We start from the raw sequence: 20,381 nt of genomic DNA, 5'->3' as shown, positions 1-20,381 counted from the left end.
TAACGACGGGGCGTCGGCGGGTTCATCCGATTATTCGGGTGCCTTCGGCTCGTTGCCGGCCAGGACGCCTCGGGCCAGGGCCGCCAAGGCACTCTTGATGCGGTCGGGGGAGATGCCCTGGTCGCGCTGGCGTCGGTAGACCTCCGGTGCCAGTGGCGCGAGCAGGGTGTCGGCGAGTGCCTCGGGGTCCGGGCGGTCCGCCGCCAGGACGCGCACGTGCGTGCACCAGAAGCCGTACGCGCCGGTGCGGTAGCGCGCGCTGCCCGTCTCCGCACCCAGGAGCAGGTGTACGTGCCGCTCCAGCAGGTCGACCATCGCCGCGTAGAAGGCCGCCAGGCGCTCCGCCGGATCGTGCTCGTCCGGGCCCAACGGCGGCGTGCCGCGCAGGATTTCGTGTTGCAACGCGCGCTCGTGCTCGTCCAGCAGGGCGCGCGCGATGGAGGCGCGGTCGGGGTAGCGCCGATACAGCGTGCCGCGGCCGATGCCCGCGGCCTTGGCGATGTCCTCCATGGTGACCTCGGCCGGGTCGCCGGCCGCGAACAGTTCCTCGGCCGCGGCCAGCACGCGAGCCCGATTGCGCGCGGCGTCCGCCCGTTCCCGCGGCGGCCCGGCCCCGTCCGCGGCGACCGCAAGGCCGGTGAGCAAGTCGGTGCGTTTCGTCATGTCCCCACCCTAACCAGCAAGTGGACACGTCGTCCACTTACCCGTTACAGTCGAGCAGACAAGCGGACAGCCCGTCCACTTATTCTCTCGGGAGCACCCATGCCGCACCTCCTGCACCTCGACTCCAGCGCCCGCGCCGACTCCTTCTCCCGGACCCTGGGCGCGGCCTTCGCCGACGCGTGGCGCGCCGCCCGGCCGGACGCCGAGTACACCCACCGCGACCTCACCGCCCGCCCCGTGCCGCCGATCGACCAGGCCTGGACCGAGATCTGCGACACGATGCTGCGCGAGGGGATCACCGAGATCGCGGACTACCCGCAGGCGGTCCGCACGCCCGAGCAGCGCAAGGCGTGGGACACGGTCGAGCCGCTGTTGGCCGAACTGGTCGCCGCGGACGTCGTGTTGATCGGCGCGCCGATGTACAACTTCGGCGTGCCCGCCCAGCTCAAGAGCTGGATCGACCAGGTCACCTTTCCCAAGATGTCGCTGGTGCCGCGCCGCTTCGTGGTGGCCTCCGCGCGCGGCGGCTCGTACCTGCCCGGCACGCCGCGGGCGCCGTTCGACCACCAGACGCGCTACCTCGTCGACTTCTTCACCGGGCACTACGCGATCTCGGACGCGATCGTGCTCGGTACCGAACTGACCAACTCGCTCGTGGACCCCGGGCTCGCCGAGCGCCGGGACCAGCACCTGTCCTCGCACGCGGACGCGCTCGGCCGCGCCGCGGAACTGGGGCGCTCACTCGCGGAGGCGTACTGATGGCCTGGTTGATCCTGCTCGGCGCGGGCCTCGTCGAGGTCGTGTGGTCGCAGAGCATCAAGCCCACCGAGGGCTTCACCAAACCGCTGCCGACGGTGATCTGCGTCCTGCTCGGCGCGACGGCCGTATACCTGCTCTCGGTCGCCATGCGCGACCTGCCGGTGGGGACGGCGTATGCGGCGTTCACCGGAATCGGCACGGTCGGCGCGATCACGCTGGGCATCACGCTCCAGCACGACGCACTGAGCGCGGGCCGGATCGCGGCGCTCGCGCTGATCGTGGGCGGGCTGGTGCTGGCCCGGCTGACCTCGACGGCGTGAGGCCCGGCCCCACAACCCCGGCCCCACAACAAAGGAGGAACAGGATGCAACTTTAGTGACAGCGCTGGGCACGTTCGCGGCTATCGAGCCCACCCGCCCGAGCCGGAGGCTGAGGAGGTGTCAGGATCCCCAGTCAAGGAGCACACCCGCATGTCTCCCGGAAACCGCCGGCGCCCCCCGACCACGACTCCCCCGGCGAACCCGCTCGCCGGGCCGGACGCGTACGAGCGCATCGATCACGACGATCGGGCCAAGGGCAGCGCGGCGAGTTCCCGGGCCCTGACCAAGTGCTACGGCGAGGGCGAGACCCGGGTGGTCGCGCTGGACGAGGTCGACGTGGAGATCGGCCGCGGTCGGTTCACCGCGATCATGGGTCCGTCCGGGTCCGGCAAGTCCACCCTCATGCACTGCCTCGCGGGGCTGGACTCCGTCACCTCCGGGCACAGCTGGATCGGCGACACCGAGATCACCGGGCTCAAGGACAAGGACCTGACCCGGCTGCGCCGGGACGAGATCGGTTTCATCTTCCAGGCGTTCAATCTGCTGCCGACGCTGACCGCGCTGGAGAACATCACGCTCCCGATGGACATCGCGGGCGTCAAGCCGGACCCGGCCTGGCTGGACACCGTGATCGACACGGTCGGTCTGCGCGACCGGCTCAAGCACCGGCCCAGCGAGCTCTCCGGCGGTCAGCAGCAGCGCGTGGCGTGCGCCCGCGCGCTGGCGAGCAAGCCGCAGATCATCTTCGGCGACGAACCGACCGGCAACCTCGACTCGCGCTCCGGCGCCGAGGTGCTCGGCTTCCTCCGCAGCAGTGTGTACGACCTGGGCCAGACCATCGTGATGGTCACCCACGACCCGAACGCGGCGTCCTACGCCGACCGGGTGTTGTTCCTGGCCGACGGCCGGGTCGTGGACGAGATGTTGTCGCCGACCGCGGACACGGTGCTCGCGCGCATGCAGCGCTTCGCCCGCTCCGCGAACTGAGGCGCCGCCATGCTCAAGGCAACGTTTCGCAGTTTCCTCGCGCACAAGGCGCGAATGGTCCTGTCCGCGCTCGCGATCCTGCTGTCGGTCGCATTCGTCGCGGGCACCCTGATGTTCACGGACACGATCGGCAAGACCTTCCACGAGCTCTCCCGCACGGCGGCGGCCGACGTCACGGTCAAACCCGCGTCGGAGTTCCGCGAGGACCGGCTCGGCCGCACCGGCCGGCAGCCGACGGTGCCCGAGAGCACGGTGGCCGCCGTGCGCACGGTGCCCGGGGTCGCCGACGCGCATCCCGACGTCACGGTCACCAACGTGATCATCGTCGACGGCAAGGGCAGGAAGGTCGGCCTGACCTCGGAGCCCCATGTGCAGGCCGCCGATTGGTTCCCCAACAAGCAGTCCCCGGTCCGGCTCGAAAAGGGCCGCGCACCACAGGGCCCGAACGAGATCGTGCTGGACAGCGACGCGGCCGGCCACAACAAGGTCCGGATCGGCGACAGGGTGCACGTGATCGCCGCACCGGGCGCGTTCGACCCGACCGTGGTCGGGCTGGCCGACTACAAGACCATCAACCCGGGCGTGACCCTGCTCTTCCTGGACGGCACCGCCGCCCGCGACCGGCTCCTGGGCAAGCCCGGCGTGGTCACCTCGGTGTCGCTCACCGCGCAGTCCGGCGTCGACCAGAAGGAGCTCAAGGCTCGGGTCGCCGCCAAGCTCGGCCCGGGCTTCGACGTCAGGACCCGGGAGGAGGAGGCCGACGCCGCCTCCGCCGACCTGGGCCAGGCGCTCGACGTGACCAAGTACGCGCTGCTCGGCTTCGCGGGCATCTCGCTTCTGGTCGGCACGTTCCTGATCTTCAACACCTTCTCCATGCTCGTCGCCCAACGCACGCGCGAACTGGGCCTGTTGCGCGCGATCGGCGCCGGTCGGGCCGATGTGAACCGCTCGGTGCTCGTGGAGGCGCTGCTGCTCGCGGTGGTCGGTTCCACGCTGGGCCTGCTCGCCGGCTTCGCACTCGGGCAGGGACTCCTGGCGCTGATGAGCGCGGTCGGCGTCGACCTCAAGGGCACCCCGCTGGAGATCAAGCCCGCGACGCCGATCATCGCGTACACGGTGGGCGTGCTGGTCACCGTGGTCGCCGCCTACCTGCCCGCTCGCCGGGCGGCCCGGGTGAGCCCGATGGCCGCACTGCGCGAGGCCGGCGCCCCGCCGGCGAAGTCGCTGCGCCCACGGGCAATCGGGGGCACCGTGGTCACCGTGCTCGGCGCGATCGCGCTGGCGATCGGCGCCTCCGCGACCAAGCTGGACCCGGCCCACGGGCTGGCCCTGGGAGGCGGCCTGATCGGCACCCTGGTCGGCTTCATCGTGCTCGGGCCGGTGCTGGCCCGCCTGGTGATCCCGTGGCTGGCGGGCACGTTCCCGCGCCTGTTCGGCACGGTCGGCCGGCTCAGCCGGGAGAACGCGCTGCGCAACCCGCGCCGTACCGGCGCCACGGCCGCCGCGCTGATGATCGGCGTCGCGCTGGTCGCCTCGCTGTCGGTGGTGGCCACGTCGATGAAGGACTCGGTGGGCAGGCAGATCGACCAGCGCCTGGGCGCCGACTTCACCCTGGAGAGCAGCGGCGGCCTCGACTTCGCCCCGGACGTGGCGGAGACGGTGCGCAGGGTGCCGGGCGTGAGCGACGTGGTGCGCCGGCGCGAGACCGAGGCGAAGGTCGTCTTCGACGGGTCGAGCGAGACCATCTCGGTGACCGGGGCCGACCCGGGCATCGACGCGATGATGAAACAGAAGTACACCGCGGGCAGCGCCGCCGACGCACTGGCCGCGGGCAGGATCGCACTACCCAGGTCGTACGTGAAGGGTCGTCACCTCGGCGTCGGCGGCACGGTGACACTGCGCACGCCCAACGGGAAGAGTGCCGAGTTGCGCGTCGGCGCGGTGATCGACGACGAAGGCATCGGCCTGGGCAACGCGGGAACCGGCATGGTCGGCCTGGACACGCTGAGCAAGCTGGTCCCGGAGCTGTTCGACTCGGTGATCATGGCCAACACCGCCGACGGATCGAAGAGTTCGCAGGCGCGGGCAGCCCTGGAGGCCGCCCTCAAACCCTTCCCACAGGTGCAACTGCGCGACCAGGCCGACTACAAGCAGACCGTGCAGGACCAGACCAACCTGCTGCTCCAGATGGTCTACGGCCTGCTCGGGCTCGCGATCGTCATCGCGATCCTGGGCGTGGTGAACACGCTGGCCCTGTCCGTGATCGAGCGCACGCGCGAGATCGGTCTGCTGCGGGCGATCGGCATGTCGCGCGTGCAACTGCGGCGGATGATCCGGCTGGAATCGGCGGTGATCGCGGTGTTCGGCGCGGTGCTCGGGCTCGCCCTCGGGGTGGGCTGGGGCGTCGCGGCGCAGCGCATGCTGGCCTCGCAGGGCCTGGACGTGCTGACCATCCCGTGGTCGACCATCGCCGCGGTCGTCATCGGCGCGGGCGCCGTGGGCCTGCTCGCCGCCCTGCTGCCGGCCCTGCGGGCCTCACGGATGAACGTGCTGGCCGCGATCTCCACGGAATGACCACCCTTCGATGATCGACACCACCGCGACCGCCGACGGTCCGCCGGCCCTGCTCGCCGGCGCACCGTCGGCGGTGGTACCGCGATCGCCGGCCGGGCCCGGCTACCGTGGCCGGGTGAGGTTCCGTGCCTGGTCGGCGTCCCGCCGTTCGTTCGGGTTCGACGTACTGGTCGCGGCAATCGCCATCGCACTGGGACTGGCCCTGCGGATGGGACCTCACCCGGGCCCGGTCGACTGGCCGTACGTGCACGAGGCGAGCGCGGTGGTGGCCGGCGCACTGCTCCTGAACCGCAGGCGCGCGGCGTTCGGCTCGGGAATGGCTGTCTGTGCCGTGTCCCTCGTGCATCCGACGCACGCGCTCTTCTTCGCGGCCTACGCCGTCGGGGCCCACGTCGAGGACCGGCGGCGTGCGCTCGCGCTGATCGCCGCTCTGGTGTTGACGACCGCCCGCCCGTGGAGCCACCCGGCCCCGCCGGACATCGTCGGCGGCATGAGCGTCGCACTGGTGCCGGCGCTGCTCGGCCTCCATGTCGCCGCCCGCCGCCGGTTGCACCTGGATCGAGCCGCCCGGGCGGAGCGCGAACGCGAGTTGCTCGTCGAGCGGGTGCGGATGGAGGAACGGGCCCGGATCGCCGGGGAGATGCACGACGTGATCACCCACCGGGTCAGCCTGATGGTGCTCCAGGCGGGCGCCCTGCGCACCCGGGCCCGGGAGGACGACGTGCGCGCGACGGCGGAGGAACTGCGCCTGGTGGGCTGCAAGGCGCTGGAGGAGTTGCGCGGTCTGGTCGCGGTGACCCGATCGGAGCAGCAGGTGGGTTCGGTCGTGGCCGCGCCGCGCGCGGTGCTCGACGTGTCCGATCTGGTGGCCGACTCGCGCTCGGCGGGCGTGTCCGTGGACGTGATCACCCTCGGCGAGCCGCACGCCACCTCGCCGGTGATCGGTCGGGCCGCCTATCGGGTCGTCCAGGAGGCACTGACCAACGTACACAAACACGCGCCGGGCGCAGTGGTGGACGTACGCCTGCACTACGTGGGCGACGAGGTGCAGATCACCGTGCGAAACTCGGCTCCCACCCGGGCCGCCGACATCGCCCTGGGCACCGGTGGCAGCGGTCTGCTCGGCCTGCGCAAGCGGGTCGAGCTGGTGGCCGGCACGCTGCACACCGGACCGCTGCCCGACGGCGGCTACGAACTGCTCGCCGTACTCCCGGCCGGCGCATCGACCACGACCACCGGAGACCCCGCATGATCCGCGTCCTGCTCGTCGACGACGAACGCATGGTGTGTGCGCACCTGCGCACGATTCTCGGCGTGGCCGACGACATCGAGGTGATCGGCGAGGCGTACGACGGCGCGGAGGCGGTCGAGTCGGTGCTGCGCCACCGACCCGACCTGGTGCTGATGGACCTGCACATGCCGGGCGTGGACGGGCTGACCGCGATCGAGCAGATCGTCGACCTGCCGAACGCACCCCGGGTGATCGTGTTGACCACGTTCGGCCTGGAGCAGTACATCCTGCGCGTGTTGCACGCGGGCGCGGCCGGGTTCCTGCTCAAGGACACCCCTCCGGAGGACCTGATCGGCCTGGTCCGGGTCGCGATGGACGGGCACACCGTGCTCTCGCCGGCGGTGACGCGCGATCTGGTCACCGCGTCCTCGGGGCGCAACGCGGCCCGCGAGCGCGCGGCGCTGGCCGTCGCGTCGTTGACCGAGCGCGAGATCGAGGTACTCACCTGCATCGGCGAGGGGCTGTCCAATGCCCAGACCGCCGACCGGCTGTTCCTGAGCGAGACCACCGTCAAGAGCTACGTCTCCCGCATGCTCACCAAACTGGACTGCGCGAACCGCACCCAGGCGGGTTTGCTGGCCTACGACGCGGGCTTGATCCGCCGCTGACCCAAGCACACGGGCCGGCGGGCCGCCGGAGCCGGGCCGGCTCGGTGCGGCAGGGCGGCCTGCTCGGTAACCTCGGAGGCGTCCGGCCCCGGTCGGATCCGTGAACCGAAGGGGTGCGCATGTCGGTGACGCTCACGAAGGGTGGCAACTGCCCCTTGGCGGTGGCCGCCGTGCTGGTGGAGGTCGCCTCCAAGGCGCCCGTGGACGTCTCGGCGCTGCTGCTCGCCGGTTCCGGAAAGGTGCGCTCGGACGCCGACTTCGTCTTCTATAACCAGCCGACCGGCCCCGGCGTGCGGCTTCGCGAGGGCGCACCGGGCCGACCGGCGGCGGTGCAGGTGGACACCGCGGCGGTGCCCGCGGACGTACAGACCATCGTGGTGACGCTGAGCCTGGACGACGGCCCCGGCACGCCGGTCACCTTCGGCGGGACGGCAGCGCCCACCGCGACCGTGCGCGACGCCTCCGGCGAGGCACTGGTCACCTTCACCCCGCACGGGCTGGGCCGGGAAACCGCGCTGGTGATGCTGGAGTTGTACCGACGCGGCGGCGCGTGGAAGGTGCGCGCGGTCGGCCAGGGCTACGCCAACGGACTCGCGGGCATCGCGACCGACTTCGGCGTCGCGGTCGACGACGAACCGACCCCGCCTCCCGGTCGCCCCACGCAACCGCAACCGCAACCGCAGGACCAGCCCCCGCGGCAGGACCGGCCGCAGACCGCGCCGGCAGCCGCGGCACCGACCCAGGCCCCGACGCGCCCGCAGACCCCGGCGCCCGACAATCCACCGCCGACGCCCGATGCCCCGCTGCTTCCGCACGAACCGCCCAGGCCCGCGCCGATCCCACCGCCGGTGCCCCGCCGCCCGGTGACCGTGCAGCCCACCCCGCCGCCGCCGACTCCGGTCCCGCCGCCGACACCTCCGGCTCCGACGCCTGCCGCCGCCCCTGCCCCTGCCCCTGCCCCGACGGTGGCGGCCACCGCCCCGCTCCCGGTGGGCGACACCCACACCGGTGGGCCGATCAACCTCGACAAGGGCCGGGTCAGCCTGCGCAAGGACCAGTCGGTCTCGCTGGTCAAGACCGGCGCACCGCCGTTGACCCGGATCCGGATGGGCCTGGGCTGGGACCCGGCCAAGGCCGGCAGCAGCATCGACCTCGACGCGTCCTGTATCGCGTTCGACGCGCAGGGCAAGAAGATCGTCACCGTCTGGTTCATGAAGCTGTCCGGTCTGGACGGCGCGATCGTGCACTCCGGCGACAACCTGACCGGCGAGGGCGAGGGCGACGACGAGTCGATCGTGGTCCGGCTGGACGCGCTGCCGCCCCAGGTCACCGGACTCGTGTTCACCGTGAACTCGTTCCTGGGACAGAAGTTCACCGAGGTCTCCCGAGCCTTCTGCCGCCTGGTCGACGACACCACCGACGCCGAACTGGTGCGCTTCGACCTGTCCGCCACCGAGCCGCGCACGGGCGTGCTGATGTGCAAGCTGGTCCGCGAGGGCTCGGCCTGGTCGATGACGGCACTGGGCCGTTTCGCCGACGGCCGCACCGTGCGCAAGCTGGTGGACCCGGCCCGCGAGGCGCTCGGCCACTGACCACCATCCGGCACGGATGCGGCGAGCCGGGCGGGGTCACGGACAGCGCTCGCCGTACTTGACCACGCCCACGGTCACCGTGTCCGCGACGGGTTGCCCCTCGGGCGGGCGCTGGGTGCAGACGACCCAGTGCGTCTCGATCAGCACGAGCCGACTCCCGCCCAGGTCCTCCGTCTTGACGTGCGCGTCACCGCGCAACGCCCGGCGCACGACGGTGACGCTGCGGCCGACCAGCTCGGGCATCCGACCGTCGACCACCTTGGGGGCGTCGGTCGGCACGGTGCCGGCCGGGCACTTCTCGTCGTGCCGGACCACGCCCAGCTCGACCGGGAGTTCCTTGGCCAGCGGCCCCGGCCCGGGAGTCTGGTCGCACACCTTCCAGTTGCTGTACACGAACTGCCGTCGGCCGCGCCCGCTCACGTCGTGCGATGTGACGAATCGGTAGCCGGCCCGGCGGGCGCCGTCCCACGCCTGTTGCAGGTCGACACCGACCACGTCCGGCAGCACGTTCTTCGGCACCGGTGCCGGCTTGGGCCGCCGGGTCGGCGGCGCTGCCGACGCCGGCCCGGTGGGTGCCGCCGCGGTGGCCGCGACCCGTACCCCGTCGGCCGCCGCCGATCCGCTGTCGTCCGGGCGGCCCCGGTGCACCAGCCCCACGATCACCAGCACCGCGACGACCGCGCAGATCACCCCGAGCCGCTGCCGCGGGTTCCGCCACCACTTCATGCCCCCACGATGCAGCCGACGGCCGCGAAACGGGGACGATTCACCCCTTGATCACCGGTTCGTGTGGTTCGCACCCGAGTCCGCGCCCGCACCCGAATCCACACCCGAATCCACACTCGAATCCGCGGTCGCCTCCGTGCCCGAATCCGCAGACTCGTCCGCGCCCTCCACACCACCCGCGCCGCTCGGGACCGAACCCGCGCACCCCGCCCGGCCCTCCGCCACGAACAGCTCCCGCAACGCGAACTCGGTCGCCTGCCGCACCATCTCGGCCCGGGACGGACCGGGCGAGCCGATCACGATCCGCGTGGCCAGCCCGTCCAGCAAGGCGTGCAGCCGCAGCACGTACCCGTCCGGGTCCGGGTGCGGCCCGATCATCGCGCGCAGGTCCGCCATCCACGGGCCCTCGATCTCCGCGCTCGCGGCCAGTACCTCCGGGTCGGCCAGCGAGCGTGTCCACACCTCCAGCCACAACGTCCACCGCGAGTCGGCCCGCTCGTCGGGCAGGTAGAGGTCGATGTAGCCGGCGAGCCGTTCGGCGATCGGGACGTCCACGGCGGCGAGCAGTGCCCGGCGGCGCTCGGCGAAGCCCTGTTCGCTCCAGCGCAGCGTCTCCACGAGGAGTTGCTCCTTGGACCCGAAGTAGTACGCGACGTGGCCGCCGCTGATCCCGATCCGCTTGCCCAGGCCGGCCATGGTCAGCTGCGCCAGGCCATGCTCGGCGATCGCGTCCATGGCCGCCTGGAGCACCACCTCCCTGGGCTGTTCCAGCCGCTTGCGCCGTGTCCCCGCCATGCTCAGCACCCCTGGTTCGTTCGACGGCGGACCTCGCCTGCCGCCATGTTAGAACGTCGTTCAATACCGCGCCCGGCGAACCGGCGCCGCCATACTTGCGAGAGGCCCGTCCACCCCGACGAGAGGACCCACCGTGGCACCCCAGCCGCTCACCGACGCCGAATTGACCGAGGCCCTCGCCGATCTGCCGGGCTGGCAGGTCACCGACGGCGAGCTGACCGCGACCTACAAGTGCGCTCGGGCCGACGTGCCCGCGTTCTACGCGACCGTCGCCGCCGCCGAGGACCAGGCGAACCACCACGCCCGGATCACCATCCTGTACGGCACCCTGACGTTCGCCCTGACCACCCACGACGCGGGCAATCGGATCACCGCCACCGACGTCGAGTTCGCCACCCGGGTGGCGTCCTTCGCCGCCGCCCACGACGCACAGAGCGTCACCGCCCAGGGCTGAGCCGACCCCGTCCGCACCCCGCCGCCGCCGATCCGAGCACCCGGGAGCGGCGGCGACGCGGCCGGGACGCACGGGCGCCGACCGTCGTCGGCCCCGTGCCCGCCCAAGCCCGCCCCCGGCCCGCCCGCCGGGCCACACAGCCTTCACTCGGCGCTTCCTGGCCGTTCATCCGGGCGACCCGCGCGCCGCCTAGCCTCCGACCATGAGCACCGACGCATCGGCGTCCCACCCCGTCTCGGCCACCGTCCGCGGCCGGCTTCTCCCGATCGCCGGCGCCGGCGCGGCCGGTTGGCTGATCGGGACGTACGCGATCCGCGCCGCCGCCCAGGGTTCGTGCGACGACTTCGGGCAACGCCGCTGCACGGGAGACGACTTCGGTCCGTCCCTGATCGGCCTGGCCGGCCTGGTGTTGCTGCTCGTCCTGGTCGCCGGCGCGGTTGCGACCATCGCCGGTCGGCGCGGCATACCCGCGTTCGCCGGCGCCCTGCTGTTCGCGGGCACCACAGCCGTCCTGGCCGCGTTCACCGAACCCATCGTCGACGCCGGTTGGTACGTCCCGACCGCGACCGCCGTCGCGCTCGTCGTCCTGCTGCTCACGCTCGCCGCCTTCGGCACGAGCGAACGCGGACCGGCCCCGGGCCCCGCCCCGAACACCACCGACACCGCACAGCCGACCGCGCCGCTGCGCGCCGGGCACCCCGGCACCGGCACCGACGCCCCCGCCGAGCGCCGCTGACCATTCGGCGCCGTGGCGCCGGCGCCATGGTGCCGCTCCGCCCGGATACCCGACCGACCACGGGCGTACGGCTCGCGCGCCCGACCGGCGGACGCGGCCCGGGCGCCCGTCGGCGCAGGCGGTGACGGGGCGGGCGGGGCCGCCCCGCCCGCCCTCACACCTTCGGCTGCTGCTGGGTGATGCAGTGGATGCCGCCGCCGTTGGCGAAGATGTCGCGGGCGTCCACGAGTTCGATCGTGCGGCCGGGGAAGAGCTTGCCGAAGGTCGCGGCGTTCTCCTCGTCGCGCGGGTCGTCGAACGCGCACAGGATCACCGCGCCGTTGGCGACGTAGTGGTTGATGTAGCTGAAGTCGACCCAGTCGTCGTGCGCTTCGAGCACGGTCGGCGCCGGGATCTCGACCACTTCGAGCGCCCGGCCGCGGGCGTCGGTGGAGGCGCGCAGCAGCGCCACGTTCTCCTTGCCGACCTCGTGGTCCGGGTGCGCCGGGTCGGGCTGTACGTGGGCCAGGACCAGGCCCGGGCGGGCGAAGGACGCGACGATGTCGATGTGCCCCCGGGTGCCGTACAGCCCGTAGTCGCGGGTCAGTCCGCGCGGCAGCCAGATCACCTTCCGCACGCCGAGGAACGCCTTCAGTTCATCCTCGACCTGCTCCCTGGTCCAGCCGGGGTTGCGGCCCTCGTCGAGTTGCACGGTCTCGGTGATCAACACCGTGCCCTCGCCGTCGACATGGATGCCACCGCCCTCGTTGACCATCCGCGACGCGTAGCGCCGGGCGCGGGCCGCCTCGATCACCTGCTCGGCGATGTTTCGGTCGTGCTCCCAGGAGGCCCACTCCTGGGCGCCCCAGCCGTTGAAGATCCAGTCGGCGGCGGCCAGTTCGCCCGGCCCGCCGGTCAGGAACGTCGGTCCGATGTCGCGCATCCACGCGTCGTCGAGCGGGCGCTCCAGCACGGTGAGCGGCCGGCCGACGTACCGCGCCACGGTGTCCGACTCGCCGATGTCGGTGATCAGCGTCACCGGCTCGTAGCGGGCGATCGTCTCGGCCACCCTGCCCCACGCGGTCCGCGCCGTGTGCAGGTCCTCCTCGCCGAAGGTCTCGTTGCGGCTGGGCCAGGCCATCCAGGTGCGCTCGTGCGGAACCCACTCCGCCGGCATCGAGAAGCCGTCTGCGGCCGGGGTGTTCGTCATCTCGGAAATCCTTCGGACTCGAATCCGCGGCGGGCCTGCCGGCGGGCGACCGGGGGCCGACCGGGGAGTGCGGGAGACCCGCCGCGCGGACTACGGGACGTGCCCGGGCGCATCGTGGGCGCGCGGGCACAGCGGGAAATGGACCGGTATCACGGGAGGTTCGCGAGCTTCACGAAAGTGCGCAAGACCCACGAAAGTTGCAGGTGTCACGAAAATTCCCAGGTGCTACGAAAATGCGCGAGTATCACGGAAATTCGCGAGCGTCACAGGAAGTACAGGCGGTTCAGCAACACCGATTCGGCGGCCTGCGACATGACCGGTTCGCCGTCCATCGTCACCATTCCGGTGTCCGCGGCGACCCGGACCTCCGCCAGGCGGTTGTTGTGGATCATCGCCGCGGGGCCGATCCCCCTGGTGCCGCGAACGCCCACCCGGCGTCGGCGGGTCGGCATCAGGTCGCCGCCGGTGGCTGCCGCCGCCTGCGAGGTGAAGGCCACCGACAGTTCCGCCGGCGCCGCGCCGTGGGAGCCGAACTGCGGGCCCAGGACCAGCGGTTCGCAGTTGTCGGTGGATGCGTTCGGGTCGCCCACCACGCCGTAGGCCGGGAACCCGCTCTTGAGCACGAGTTGCGGCTTGGCGCCGAACCACTGCGGGTGCCACAACACCAGGTCGGCCATCTTGCCGACCTCGATCGAGCCGACCTCGTGCGCCAGACCGTGCGCGATCGCCGGGTTGATGGTGAGCTTGGCGATGTAGCGCTTGACCCGTTCGTTGTCGTGTCGTTCGTGCTCGGCGCCGCGTTCGAGCTTCATCTTCCCGGCCATCGCGAAGGTGCGTCGCACGGTCTCGCCCGCGCGGCCCATGCCCTGCGCGTCGGAGGACGTGATCGGGATGACCCCGAGGTCGTGCAGCACGTCCTCGGCACCCATCGTGCCCGCCCGGATCCGGTCGCGCGCCATCGCGGCGTCGCCCGGCAGGTCGGTCTTGAGGCCGTGTGCGGACACGATCATGCCGTAGTGCTCGCCCAGGGCGTCGCGGCCGAACGGCAGCGTGGGGTTGGTCGAGGAGCCGATCACGTTGGCCACCCCGGCCATCCGCATCACGTTCGGCACGTGCCCGCCGCCGCACCCCTCGATGTGGTACGCGTGGATGGTCCGCCCGTCCAGCACGGACAGCGTGTCGTCCACGGACAGGCACTCGTTGAGGCCGTCGGTGTGCAACGCGACCTGGACGTCGTGGTCTTCGGCCACCCGCAGTGCGGTGTCCAGGGCCCGGGCGTGCGCGCCCATGTCCTCGTGCACCTTGAAGCCGGACGCACCGCCCTCGATCAGCGCCTCGTCCAGCGGCCCGCGGCCCGAGGACGAACCCCGGGCCAGGAAGGCGATGTTGACCGGCCACGCGTCGAACGCGGAGAACGCGTGCCGCAGCGCCCAGGGCGAGTTCACCCCGACGCCCCACACCGGTCCGAACTCCTGGCCGACGATCGTGGTCACCCCGGAGGCCAGCGACGCCTCCATGATCCGCGGCGACAGCAGGTGCACGTGGGTGTCGATGGCACCGGCCGTGGCGATCAGCCCCTCGCCGCTGACGATCGTGGTCCCGGTGCCGACCACCACCTCGACGCCGTCCTGCGTATCGGGGTTGCCCGCGCGGCCGATCGAGGCGATCCGGCCCTCGCGGATGCCGATCGAGACCTTGCGGATGCCCTGGATCGCGTCGATCACCACGACGTTGGAGATCACCACGTCGCACGTGTCGCGGACCGGGATCGCCTTCAGGTGCAGCCCGTCCCGGGCGGTCTTGCCGAAGCCCGCGAGGAACTCGTCGCCGGGCAGCGCCGAGTCGTGCTCGATCTCGATCACCAGCCCCGAGTCGCCGAGCCGCATCCGGTCGCCGGCCCTGGGGCCGTACGTGGACGCGTAGTCGCGCGGGTCCATCACATCACCACTGCCGCCGCTCACCGGGCGCCACCTTCCTTGCCGTTCCCCGAATCCGACGCCGCGTCGGCGGCGACCGCCGACCCGCCCGGCTCCGCGCCCAGGTATCCGCACGCATGCGCCTTGCGCAGCGCCTCCTCCAGCGCGCCCGGCGCGTCCAGCGGCCCGTCCACGAGCCCCGCGAAGCCGATCGCCACGCGCGCCCCGCCGATCGGCACCAACCGCACCTCGACCGTCGCACCCGGGTCGAAGCGCACCGTGGAGCCGGCCGGGATGGCCAGTCGGCGCCCGTACCCGATCGCCCGGTCGAAGCGCAGCCTCGGGTTGGTCTCGAAGAAGTGGAAGTGCGACGTGACGCTGATCGGCACCTCGGAGGTGTTGGTGACCGGGATCCTGGCCAGGTCGGCGTGCGCGTACGGATCCATCGCCGGCCCGCCGGGGATCACCGCACCCGGCGCGTCGTCGCCCAGCGAGCCGGGGCCGGACACGGGCGCCGCGACCGCGCCGGAGCGCGAACCGTGCCCGTGGCAATGCACCTCGCCCGCCCCCGCCGGCAGCCCCTCGCCGGAGCGGAACGGGTCGGTCACCACCGCCAACCGGGTCGCGTCGTCGAACACCGCCTCGACCTTGACGTCGGCCAGTACGTCCACGACCCCCGGCAGCACGTCGGTCACCCCGAGCACCGAGCGCCCGGCATCGATCGCGTCGGCCAGCCGGGCCCCGTCCCGAGCCGCCTCGCACACGGTGTCCGCGATCAGCGCGGCGGCCTCGGGCACGTTCAGGAGCAGCCCCCGGGCGCGCCGCGCGCGGGCCAGCTCGGCGGCTGTGAAGATCAGCAACCGGTCCCGCTCGGTGGGCGTCAGCCGCATGCGTACCTCCGTATTGAATGGCGTTCAAATCGCATTGAACGCCATTCAATACCACCTGTCAACGCTCGCGCGAGGTGTCGGCCGGCCCGTCCCCCGGCCGCGACGAGGCCCGTCCGAGCCGGGCCGGGTCCGGCGGCTCAGCGGGCCAGGCGCGCCGCCAACCCGTCCAGGAGCAGCCGCAGGCCGGCCTCGAAACCGCGCTCGTCGAGCGTCTCGGGATCGCTCGCGGCCAGCGATTCGGCAAGCGAAGGGTAGTCGGCCCGGTAGTCCTCGACCGGCCGGGCGAAGCCCTCCACGTAGGTCTCGATCACCGAGCCGACCACGAGGTAGTCCAGCGCCGCGGAGACCTCGGCCGCCTCGGCGGGGCTCAGTCCGATCCGGATCAGGGTGCGCGCGGTGGCGTCGTACGCGCCCAGCGCCTGCTCGGTGGACACCGGGCGGCGCGCGATCACCGGCAGCGCCTCGGGGTGGCGCAGGTAGGCCGCCCGGTAGCCGCGGGCGAACGCGGCGATGCCGACCCGCCAGTCCGGGTCCTCCAGCGGCGCACGATCGATCTCCCGGGTTATCACCACGGTGATCGCGTCGAGCAGCTCGTCCTTGGACGCCACGTGGTTGTAGAGCGAGGGCCCCCGGACATCCAGCCGAGTGGCCAGCGCCCGCATGGTCAGCGCACCCATACCCTTCTCGTCGACCAGCTCGACCGCGGCCCTGGCGATCAGTTCGCGGTCGAGTTTGGGGCGGCTGGGTCGACCCATCGTGCGTTCACCTCTGTGCCGTTCGCGAGCACCGCCGTCGGTCACTCTGCGTCGCCAACCTAGCCCGAAGTCGCCTCTTCCCCTACACCCGGTCGGCGGTTAAGGTCCTCAAACTAACTAAGTAAGTTTAACGTCCCCGTTGCGAGGTCCCGATGAACCACGGCACTTCTCGCCCACCGGCGCCGCCCGCGTCGGTGCCGCCCGGATCGACCCCGGTGGTCGATCACGACGCCGAACAACTCGGCGAACTGGGCTACGAGCAGGAGCTCAAGCGCAGTCTCGGCGTGCTGGGCAACCTCGCCATCGGCTTCGCGACCGTCTCGCCCGTCGTGGGCCTGTACGCCGTCGCGCAGGTGGGCACCACCATCGCCGGACCGGCGTGGGTGTGGGTCCTGCCGATCTGCCTGCTCGGCCAGGCGCTGCTGATGTGCGTGTACTCCGAGCTGGCCTCGCAGTACCCGATCGCCGGCGGCGCCTACCAGTGGGCCCGCCGCCTGGTCGGCCCCACCTACGCGTGGCTCGCCGGCTGGGTGGGCATGTGCGCGGTCGTGTTCGCCAACACCACGATCGTCTACCTGGGCGCACCGTGGTTCTTCGCCCTGTTCGACGCCCGGCCCACCCCGGGCCGGATCGTCGTGGTGGCCGCGATCTTCCTGATCTGCTGCACCGCGATCAACGCGTTCGGCATCGACGTGCTGCGCTGGGTGCTCGCGGCCGGCATCGCGGCCGAGGCGCTCGCCTCGCTCGGGGTGGGCCTGGCGCTGCTGCTGCTCTTCCGGGAGAACGGCCTCGGCATCCTCACCGACACGATGGGCGCCGAGGCGCTCTCCGGCGGCTCGACCTTCTCCGCCATGCTGGCCGCGCTCGCGGTCGGCGGCTGGGCGTTCTTCGGCTTCGACGCGTGCGTGTCCTCCTCCGAGGAGACCAGGGACGCCGCCCGGCACGTGCCCAAGGCGATCTGGTGGACGTTGATCAGCGTCGGCGGGCTGGTCGTGCTGAACGCGGTCGCCGCCGAACTGGCCCACCCCGACCCGGCGAAGGTCGTCGCCGGCGAGGACCTCGACCCGGTCACCACCGCCGTGGTGAACTCGTTCGGCTCGTGGTCGGCCAAACCCTTCGTGGTCGTGGTGATCATCGCGTTCGTCGCCTGCGCGCTCGCCTCCCAGGCCGCCGCCGCCCGCTCGGTCTACTCGGTCTCCCGGGACGACGTACTGCCCGGCTCCCGCGCGCTGCGCCGGGTGAGCCGCCGGCAGGCACCCATCGGCGCCCTGGTGATCACCGCCGCGATCAGCTGCCTGGCCCTGCTGCTCGCCCTGAACAGCGCCGCGATCGGCAGCCTGATCACCTTCGGCAGCGCCGCGATGTACCTCCAGTTCCTGCTGATCGCGCTCGCCGCGCTGATCGCCCGGCTGCGCGGCACCTGGACGCCCGGCGGCCTGGTGCGTTTCGGCCGCTGGGGCACCCCGCTGAACGTGCTCGCGGTGGCCTGGCTGGCCTTCGAGTTCGTCAACATCGCCTGGCCGCGCAAGATCCTCGCCCCGCCCGGCGCACCCGCCTACCAGGTCTGGGCCGCGGTGCTCGGCATCGCCGTCGTGGTCGCCAGTGGCGTGCTGTACCTGCTGCTCGCGCGCCCGCAGGACAAGGTGCGGGTGAGCGAGAGCTTCGGCGACCGCGGCATCGAAGCGCAGACCTCCGTTCCGGTAAGGAGCAATGTATGAGCACCGCCGACCTCGTCGTGCTGGACGCACACGTCCTGACGATGGATCGGGACCGACCGCACACCGACGCGGTCGCCGCGCGGGACGGGCGGATCGTCGCCCTCGGCGCCGACGCGCGGGCGCTGATCGGGCCGCGCACCGAGGTGATCGAGGCGAACGGGGACACCCTCACGCCCGGGCTGACCGACTGCCACCAGCACCCGGTGATGGGCGCGGACACCACCCGCGGCGCGAACCTGGTCGGCGCGGTCACCCTGGACGAGGTGCTGCGCCGACTGACCGAACACGCCGCACCGTGCGGGTCGAACGACTGGGTGATCGGATTCGGCGGCGAGTACGCGGCGTTCGCCGGCCGCACCATGCACCGCGACCTGATCGACGCCGCCGTGGGCGGACGACCGGCGTTCGTGTGGATGTCGGACAGCCACACCGCGCTGCTGAGCACGGCGGCACTGCGGCTCGCCGGACTGACCGGGCCGCGCGAGTTCGCCGACCGCAGCGAGATCGTCTGCGACGAGCGCGGCCCCACCGGCGAGTTGCACGAGATGACCGCGTGCCTCCTGGGCTACCGCGCGGTCCCGCCGATGCCGCGCGCCGAACTCCTGTCCCGGGTCGAGGCGTTGTTCGCCGAGCAGAACCGGCACGGGGTCACCGGCGTACACATCCCGGACGACGCGCCGCGCACGGTCGACACCCTGACCGGGTTGGCCGACGCACGGCGGCTGAGCATGCGGATACACCTCGCACCGTGGTGCCCGCCCGGCGACGTGGACGACCTCGCCGAGCGGATCGGCGAACTGCGCTCCTTGGACGGGCTGGTCCGCCTCGCCGCGGTCAAGTTCTTCGTGGACGGCGCAATAGACGGCGGCGGCGCGTGGCTGCACGAGCCGGACTGCTGCGGCCAGTCGCACAGCTCACAGTGGAAGAACTTCGACCGGTACGCCGAGGCGGTCGCGATCGCGGGCCGCGCCGGGCTGCCGGCCTGGACGCACGCCATCGGCGACCGGGCGGTGGCCCGCGCCCTGGACGTGTACGCCCGGCACGGCGCACCGTCCGGCACCCGACACCGGGTCGAGCACGCCGAGTTGCTGAGCGACATCGACGTACCCCGCTTCGCCGCGCTCGACGTGGTCGCCTCGATGCAGCCGACCCACATGGACTGGTCGCTGCCCGACGGTTCGGACAACTGGTCGCGGCGGGTCGGCCCGGAGCGTGCCGAACGGGCCTGGCGCTACGCCGACATCCTGGCCACCGGCGGCCACGTCGCACTCGGTTCGGACTGGCCGGTCGCCGCGTTCGACCCCAGGCGCACCCTGGCCGGCGCGCAACTGCGGCGCCCGGCGGGCGAGATCGGCCGCGCGGCGTACGGCGCCTCGGCCGGCATCTCGGCCCGACGCGCACTGGCCGGGTACACCACGGAAGCGGCGTACTCGGTGGGCGAGGAGACCGTGGCCGGCCGGATCGCGGTGGGCTGCCACGCCGACCTGGCCGTGTTCGGCGGCGACCCGCTCACCTGCCCGCCGGACGACCTGCCGCAGCTCCCGGTCACCGCAACGGTGGTGGCGGGACGGGTGGTACACCGGGCCTGACCGCACGCACGGGACCGCGTCCACCCGGCGCGGTCCCGGCGGGGTCCCGATGCGATCCCGGCGGGGTCCCGATGCGGGACCTGCGCGGGACCGGCCCGGTCCGGGCGCCGTCCCGTACCGACGCGATCTCCCCATGTCGTCCCGGCGCGGGCTCAGGCCCCACCCGTGCGCAGCAATTCCGGCAGGGCACGCATGTCGTCGAAGAGCACCGCACCCGAATCCGCCAGCCGCTCCGCCGTGGTCAATCCGCCGATGTAGCCGAACGCCCGCATCCCGGCCGCCCGCGCCGCGCGCACGCCGTAGGCGCTGTCCTCGACCACCGCGCACCGGGCCGGGTCGGCTCCCATCTCCCGGGCCGCATGCAGGAACAGATCCGGTGCGGGCTTGCCCTCGGCGACATCGTTCGCGCTGAACACCCGGCCCGCGAAGTGGTCGTGCAGCCCGACCAGTTTCAGATTGCGCTCGACGCCCTCGCGCGAGCTGTTCGAGGCGACACACCAGGGCCCGGGTATCTGCTCCAGAGCCTCGACGATGCCGTCCACGGCGGTCAGTTCGGCGTCGAAGGCGGCCAGGTACCGAGGTCGGAACTCGTCGTGCCAGTCCGGGGCCAGTGGGCGGCCCAGGCGTGCCTCGACCAGCGCCGTGTGTTGCTCGCGCGAACACCCGACGAACTGCTCGACGATCTCGGCCTCGGTGAACGTGCAGCCCAACTCGCTCAACACCTGCGCGTCCACCCGAACCGCGATCCGCTCGCTGTCCACGAGCACGCCGTCACAATCGAAGATCACCAAATCGAACCCGGTCAGCGTCATACCCGGC

The 20,381-nt window shown here is 72.3% G+C and carries 19 protein-coding genes; 11 read left to right on the top strand and 8 right to left on the bottom strand.

The annotated features are described in order from the left end of the window. Nucleotides 1-30: 30 nt before the first annotated feature. The gene (locus ACZOOI_RS23400) at nt 31-663 is read right to left on the bottom strand and encodes a TetR/AcrR family transcriptional regulator (RefSeq protein WP_465277652.1); all 633 of its coding nucleotides are present in this window, start codon (nt 661-663) and stop codon (nt 31-33) included. A gap of 99 nt (nt 664-762) precedes the next feature. Here ACZOOI_RS23400 and ACZOOI_RS23395 point away from each other — a divergent pair, with 99 nt between their 5' ends. The 7 genes from ACZOOI_RS23395 to ACZOOI_RS23365 all read left to right on the top strand — a co-directional run bounded on the left by ACZOOI_RS23395 (nt 763) and on the right by ACZOOI_RS23365 (nt 8,794). Then, on the top strand, nt 763-1,422 hold the full coding sequence (locus ACZOOI_RS23395; protein WP_465277651.1) for an FMN-dependent NADH-azoreductase: 660 nt from the start codon (nt 763-765) through the stop codon (nt 1,420-1,422). Beyond that, nucleotides 1,422-1,742: a DMT family transporter gene (locus tag ACZOOI_RS23390; protein WP_391587013.1), complete on the top strand. Its 321-nt coding sequence runs from the start codon at nt 1,422-1,424 to the stop codon at nt 1,740-1,742. The genes ACZOOI_RS23395 and ACZOOI_RS23390 overlap by 1 nt, the downstream gene beginning before the upstream one ends. Before the next feature lie 150 nt (nt 1,743-1,892). Further along, nucleotides 1,893-2,729: an ABC transporter ATP-binding protein gene (locus tag ACZOOI_RS23385; RefSeq protein WP_465277650.1), complete on the top strand. Its 837-nt coding sequence runs from the start codon at nt 1,893-1,895 to the stop codon at nt 2,727-2,729. Between the two features lie 9 nt (nt 2,730-2,738). Further along, a complete protein-coding gene (locus ACZOOI_RS23380) occupies nt 2,739-5,303 on the top strand; it encodes an ABC transporter permease (protein ID WP_465277649.1) in 2,565 nt (854 codons plus the stop codon). A gap of 10 nt (nt 5,304-5,313) precedes the next feature. After that, a complete protein-coding gene (locus ACZOOI_RS23375; RefSeq protein ID WP_465277648.1) occupies nt 5,314-6,555 on the top strand; it encodes a sensor histidine kinase in 1,242 nt (413 codons plus the stop codon). Then, the gene (locus tag ACZOOI_RS23370) at nt 6,552-7,202 is read left to right on the top strand and encodes a response regulator (RefSeq protein WP_396007183.1); all 651 of its coding nucleotides are present in this window, start codon (nt 6,552-6,554) and stop codon (nt 7,200-7,202) included. The genes ACZOOI_RS23375 and ACZOOI_RS23370 overlap by 4 nt, the downstream gene beginning before the upstream one ends. 119 nt (nt 7,203-7,321) lie before the next feature. Next, nucleotides 7,322-8,794 carry a TerD family protein gene (locus tag ACZOOI_RS23365; RefSeq protein WP_465277647.1) on the top strand — a complete coding sequence of 491 codons (1,473 nt, stop codon included), beginning with the start codon at nt 7,322-7,324 and terminating at the stop codon, nt 8,792-8,794. Between the two features lie 36 nt (nt 8,795-8,830). Here ACZOOI_RS23365 and ACZOOI_RS23360 read toward each other — a convergent pair whose 3' ends face one another. Then, nucleotides 8,831-9,520, bottom strand: a complete 690-nt coding sequence (locus tag ACZOOI_RS23360) for a hypothetical protein (protein WP_465277646.1) — start codon at nt 9,518-9,520, stop codon at nt 8,831-8,833. Nucleotides 9,521-9,571: 51 nt separating this feature from the next. After that, complete coding sequence (locus ACZOOI_RS23355) at nt 9,572-10,315, bottom strand: TetR/AcrR family transcriptional regulator (RefSeq protein ID WP_465277645.1); 744 nt, start codon at nt 10,313-10,315, stop codon at nt 9,572-9,574. Between the two features lie 133 nt (nt 10,316-10,448). Here ACZOOI_RS23355 and ACZOOI_RS23350 point away from each other — a divergent pair, with 133 nt between their 5' ends. After that, a complete protein-coding gene (locus ACZOOI_RS23350; RefSeq protein ID WP_465277644.1) occupies nt 10,449-10,769 on the top strand; it encodes a 4a-hydroxytetrahydrobiopterin dehydratase in 321 nt (106 codons plus the stop codon). Between the two features lie 202 nt (nt 10,770-10,971). Continuing rightward, nucleotides 10,972-11,505, top strand: a complete 534-nt coding sequence (locus tag ACZOOI_RS23345) for a hypothetical protein (RefSeq protein WP_465277643.1) — start codon at nt 10,972-10,974, stop codon at nt 11,503-11,505. A gap of 154 nt (nt 11,506-11,659) precedes the next feature. Here ACZOOI_RS23345 and ACZOOI_RS23340 read toward each other — a convergent pair whose 3' ends face one another. The 4 genes from ACZOOI_RS23340 to ACZOOI_RS23325 all read right to left on the bottom strand — a co-directional run bounded on the left by ACZOOI_RS23340 (nt 11,660) and on the right by ACZOOI_RS23325 (nt 16,255). Continuing rightward, nucleotides 11,660-12,694 (bottom strand): agmatine deiminase family protein, encoded by a 1,035-nt coding sequence (locus ACZOOI_RS23340; RefSeq protein ID WP_465277642.1) that lies wholly within the window; start codon nt 12,692-12,694, stop codon nt 11,660-11,662. Nucleotides 12,695-12,957: 263 nt separating this feature from the next. Further along, a complete protein-coding gene (locus tag ACZOOI_RS23335) occupies nt 12,958-14,631 on the bottom strand; it encodes an urease subunit alpha (RefSeq protein ID WP_465281265.1) in 1,674 nt (557 codons plus the stop codon). Between the two features lie 20 nt (nt 14,632-14,651). Further along, complete coding sequence (gene ureA, locus ACZOOI_RS23330) at nt 14,652-15,500, bottom strand: urease subunit gamma (protein WP_465277641.1); 849 nt, start codon at nt 15,498-15,500, stop codon at nt 14,652-14,654. Between the two features lie 137 nt (nt 15,501-15,637). Further along, complete coding sequence (locus tag ACZOOI_RS23325; protein ID WP_465277640.1) at nt 15,638-16,255, bottom strand: TetR/AcrR family transcriptional regulator C-terminal domain-containing protein; 618 nt, start codon at nt 16,253-16,255, stop codon at nt 15,638-15,640. A gap of 215 nt (nt 16,256-16,470) precedes the next feature. On the opposite strand from ACZOOI_RS23325, the gene ACZOOI_RS23320 reads away from it, so the two are divergent. Together ACZOOI_RS23320 and ACZOOI_RS23315 are read left to right on the top strand one after the other, a co-directional pair. Then, nucleotides 16,471-17,973 carry an APC family permease gene (locus tag ACZOOI_RS23320; RefSeq protein WP_465277639.1) on the top strand — a complete coding sequence of 501 codons (1,503 nt, stop codon included), beginning with the start codon at nt 16,471-16,473 and terminating at the stop codon, nt 17,971-17,973. Next, nucleotides 17,970-19,562, top strand: coding sequence for an amidohydrolase (locus ACZOOI_RS23315; RefSeq protein ID WP_465277638.1), 1,593 nt, complete (start codon nt 17,970-17,972; stop codon nt 19,560-19,562). Before ACZOOI_RS23320 ends, ACZOOI_RS23315 begins: the two co-directional genes overlap by 4 nt. Nucleotides 19,563-19,714: 152 nt before the next feature. Here the strand turns inward: ACZOOI_RS23315 and ACZOOI_RS23310 are convergent, their stop codons facing one another. Then, on the bottom strand, nt 19,715-20,374 hold the full coding sequence (locus tag ACZOOI_RS23310) for an HAD family hydrolase (RefSeq protein WP_465277637.1): 660 nt from the start codon (nt 20,372-20,374) through the stop codon (nt 19,715-19,717). Nucleotides 20,375-20,381 lie beyond the last annotated feature (7 nt).

Source organism: Embleya sp. L77 (genome assembly GCF_055557415.1).
This window is presented reverse-complemented; position numbering and strand designations above follow the sequence as displayed.

Coding starts and splice junctions, on each gene's coding strand:
- ACZOOI_RS23400 (WP_465277652.1), bottom strand. CDS start 663: ATGACGAAACGCACCGACTTGCTCACCGGCCTTGCGGTCGCCGCGGAC.
- ACZOOI_RS23395 (WP_465277651.1), top strand. CDS start 763: ATGCCGCACCTCCTGCACCTCGACTCCAGCGCCCGCGCCGACTCCTTC.
- ACZOOI_RS23390 (WP_391587013.1), top strand. CDS start 1,422: ATGGCCTGGTTGATCCTGCTCGGCGCGGGCCTCGTCGAGGTCGTGTGG.
- ACZOOI_RS23385 (WP_465277650.1), top strand. CDS start 1,893: ATGTCTCCCGGAAACCGCCGGCGCCCCCCGACCACGACTCCCCCGGCG.
- ACZOOI_RS23380 (WP_465277649.1), top strand. CDS start 2,739: ATGCTCAAGGCAACGTTTCGCAGTTTCCTCGCGCACAAGGCGCGAATG.
- ACZOOI_RS23375 (WP_465277648.1), top strand. CDS start 5,314: ATGATCGACACCACCGCGACCGCCGACGGTCCGCCGGCCCTGCTCGCC.
- ACZOOI_RS23370 (WP_396007183.1), top strand. CDS start 6,552: ATGATCCGCGTCCTGCTCGTCGACGACGAACGCATGGTGTGTGCGCAC.
- ACZOOI_RS23365 (WP_465277647.1), top strand. CDS start 7,322: ATGTCGGTGACGCTCACGAAGGGTGGCAACTGCCCCTTGGCGGTGGCC.
- ACZOOI_RS23360 (WP_465277646.1), bottom strand. CDS start 9,520: ATGAAGTGGTGGCGGAACCCGCGGCAGCGGCTCGGGGTGATCTGCGCG.
- ACZOOI_RS23355 (WP_465277645.1), bottom strand. CDS start 10,315: ATGGCGGGGACACGGCGCAAGCGGCTGGAACAGCCCAGGGAGGTGGTG.
- ACZOOI_RS23345 (WP_465277643.1), top strand. CDS start 10,972: ATGAGCACCGACGCATCGGCGTCCCACCCCGTCTCGGCCACCGTCCGC.
- ACZOOI_RS23340 (WP_465277642.1), bottom strand. CDS start 12,694: ATGACGAACACCCCGGCCGCAGACGGCTTCTCGATGCCGGCGGAGTGG.
- ACZOOI_RS23335 (WP_465281265.1), bottom strand. CDS start 14,631: ATGGACCCGCGCGACTACGCGTCCACGTACGGCCCCAGGGCCGGCGAC.
- ureA (WP_465277641.1), bottom strand. CDS start 15,500: ATGCGGCTGACGCCCACCGAGCGGGACCGGTTGCTGATCTTCACAGCC.
- ACZOOI_RS23325 (WP_465277640.1), bottom strand. CDS start 16,255: ATGGGTCGACCCAGCCGCCCCAAACTCGACCGCGAACTGATCGCCAGG.
- ACZOOI_RS23315 (WP_465277638.1), top strand. CDS start 17,970: ATGAGCACCGCCGACCTCGTCGTGCTGGACGCACACGTCCTGACGATG.
- ACZOOI_RS23310 (WP_465277637.1), bottom strand. CDS start 20,374: ATGACGCTGACCGGGTTCGATTTGGTGATCTTCGATTGTGACGGCGTG.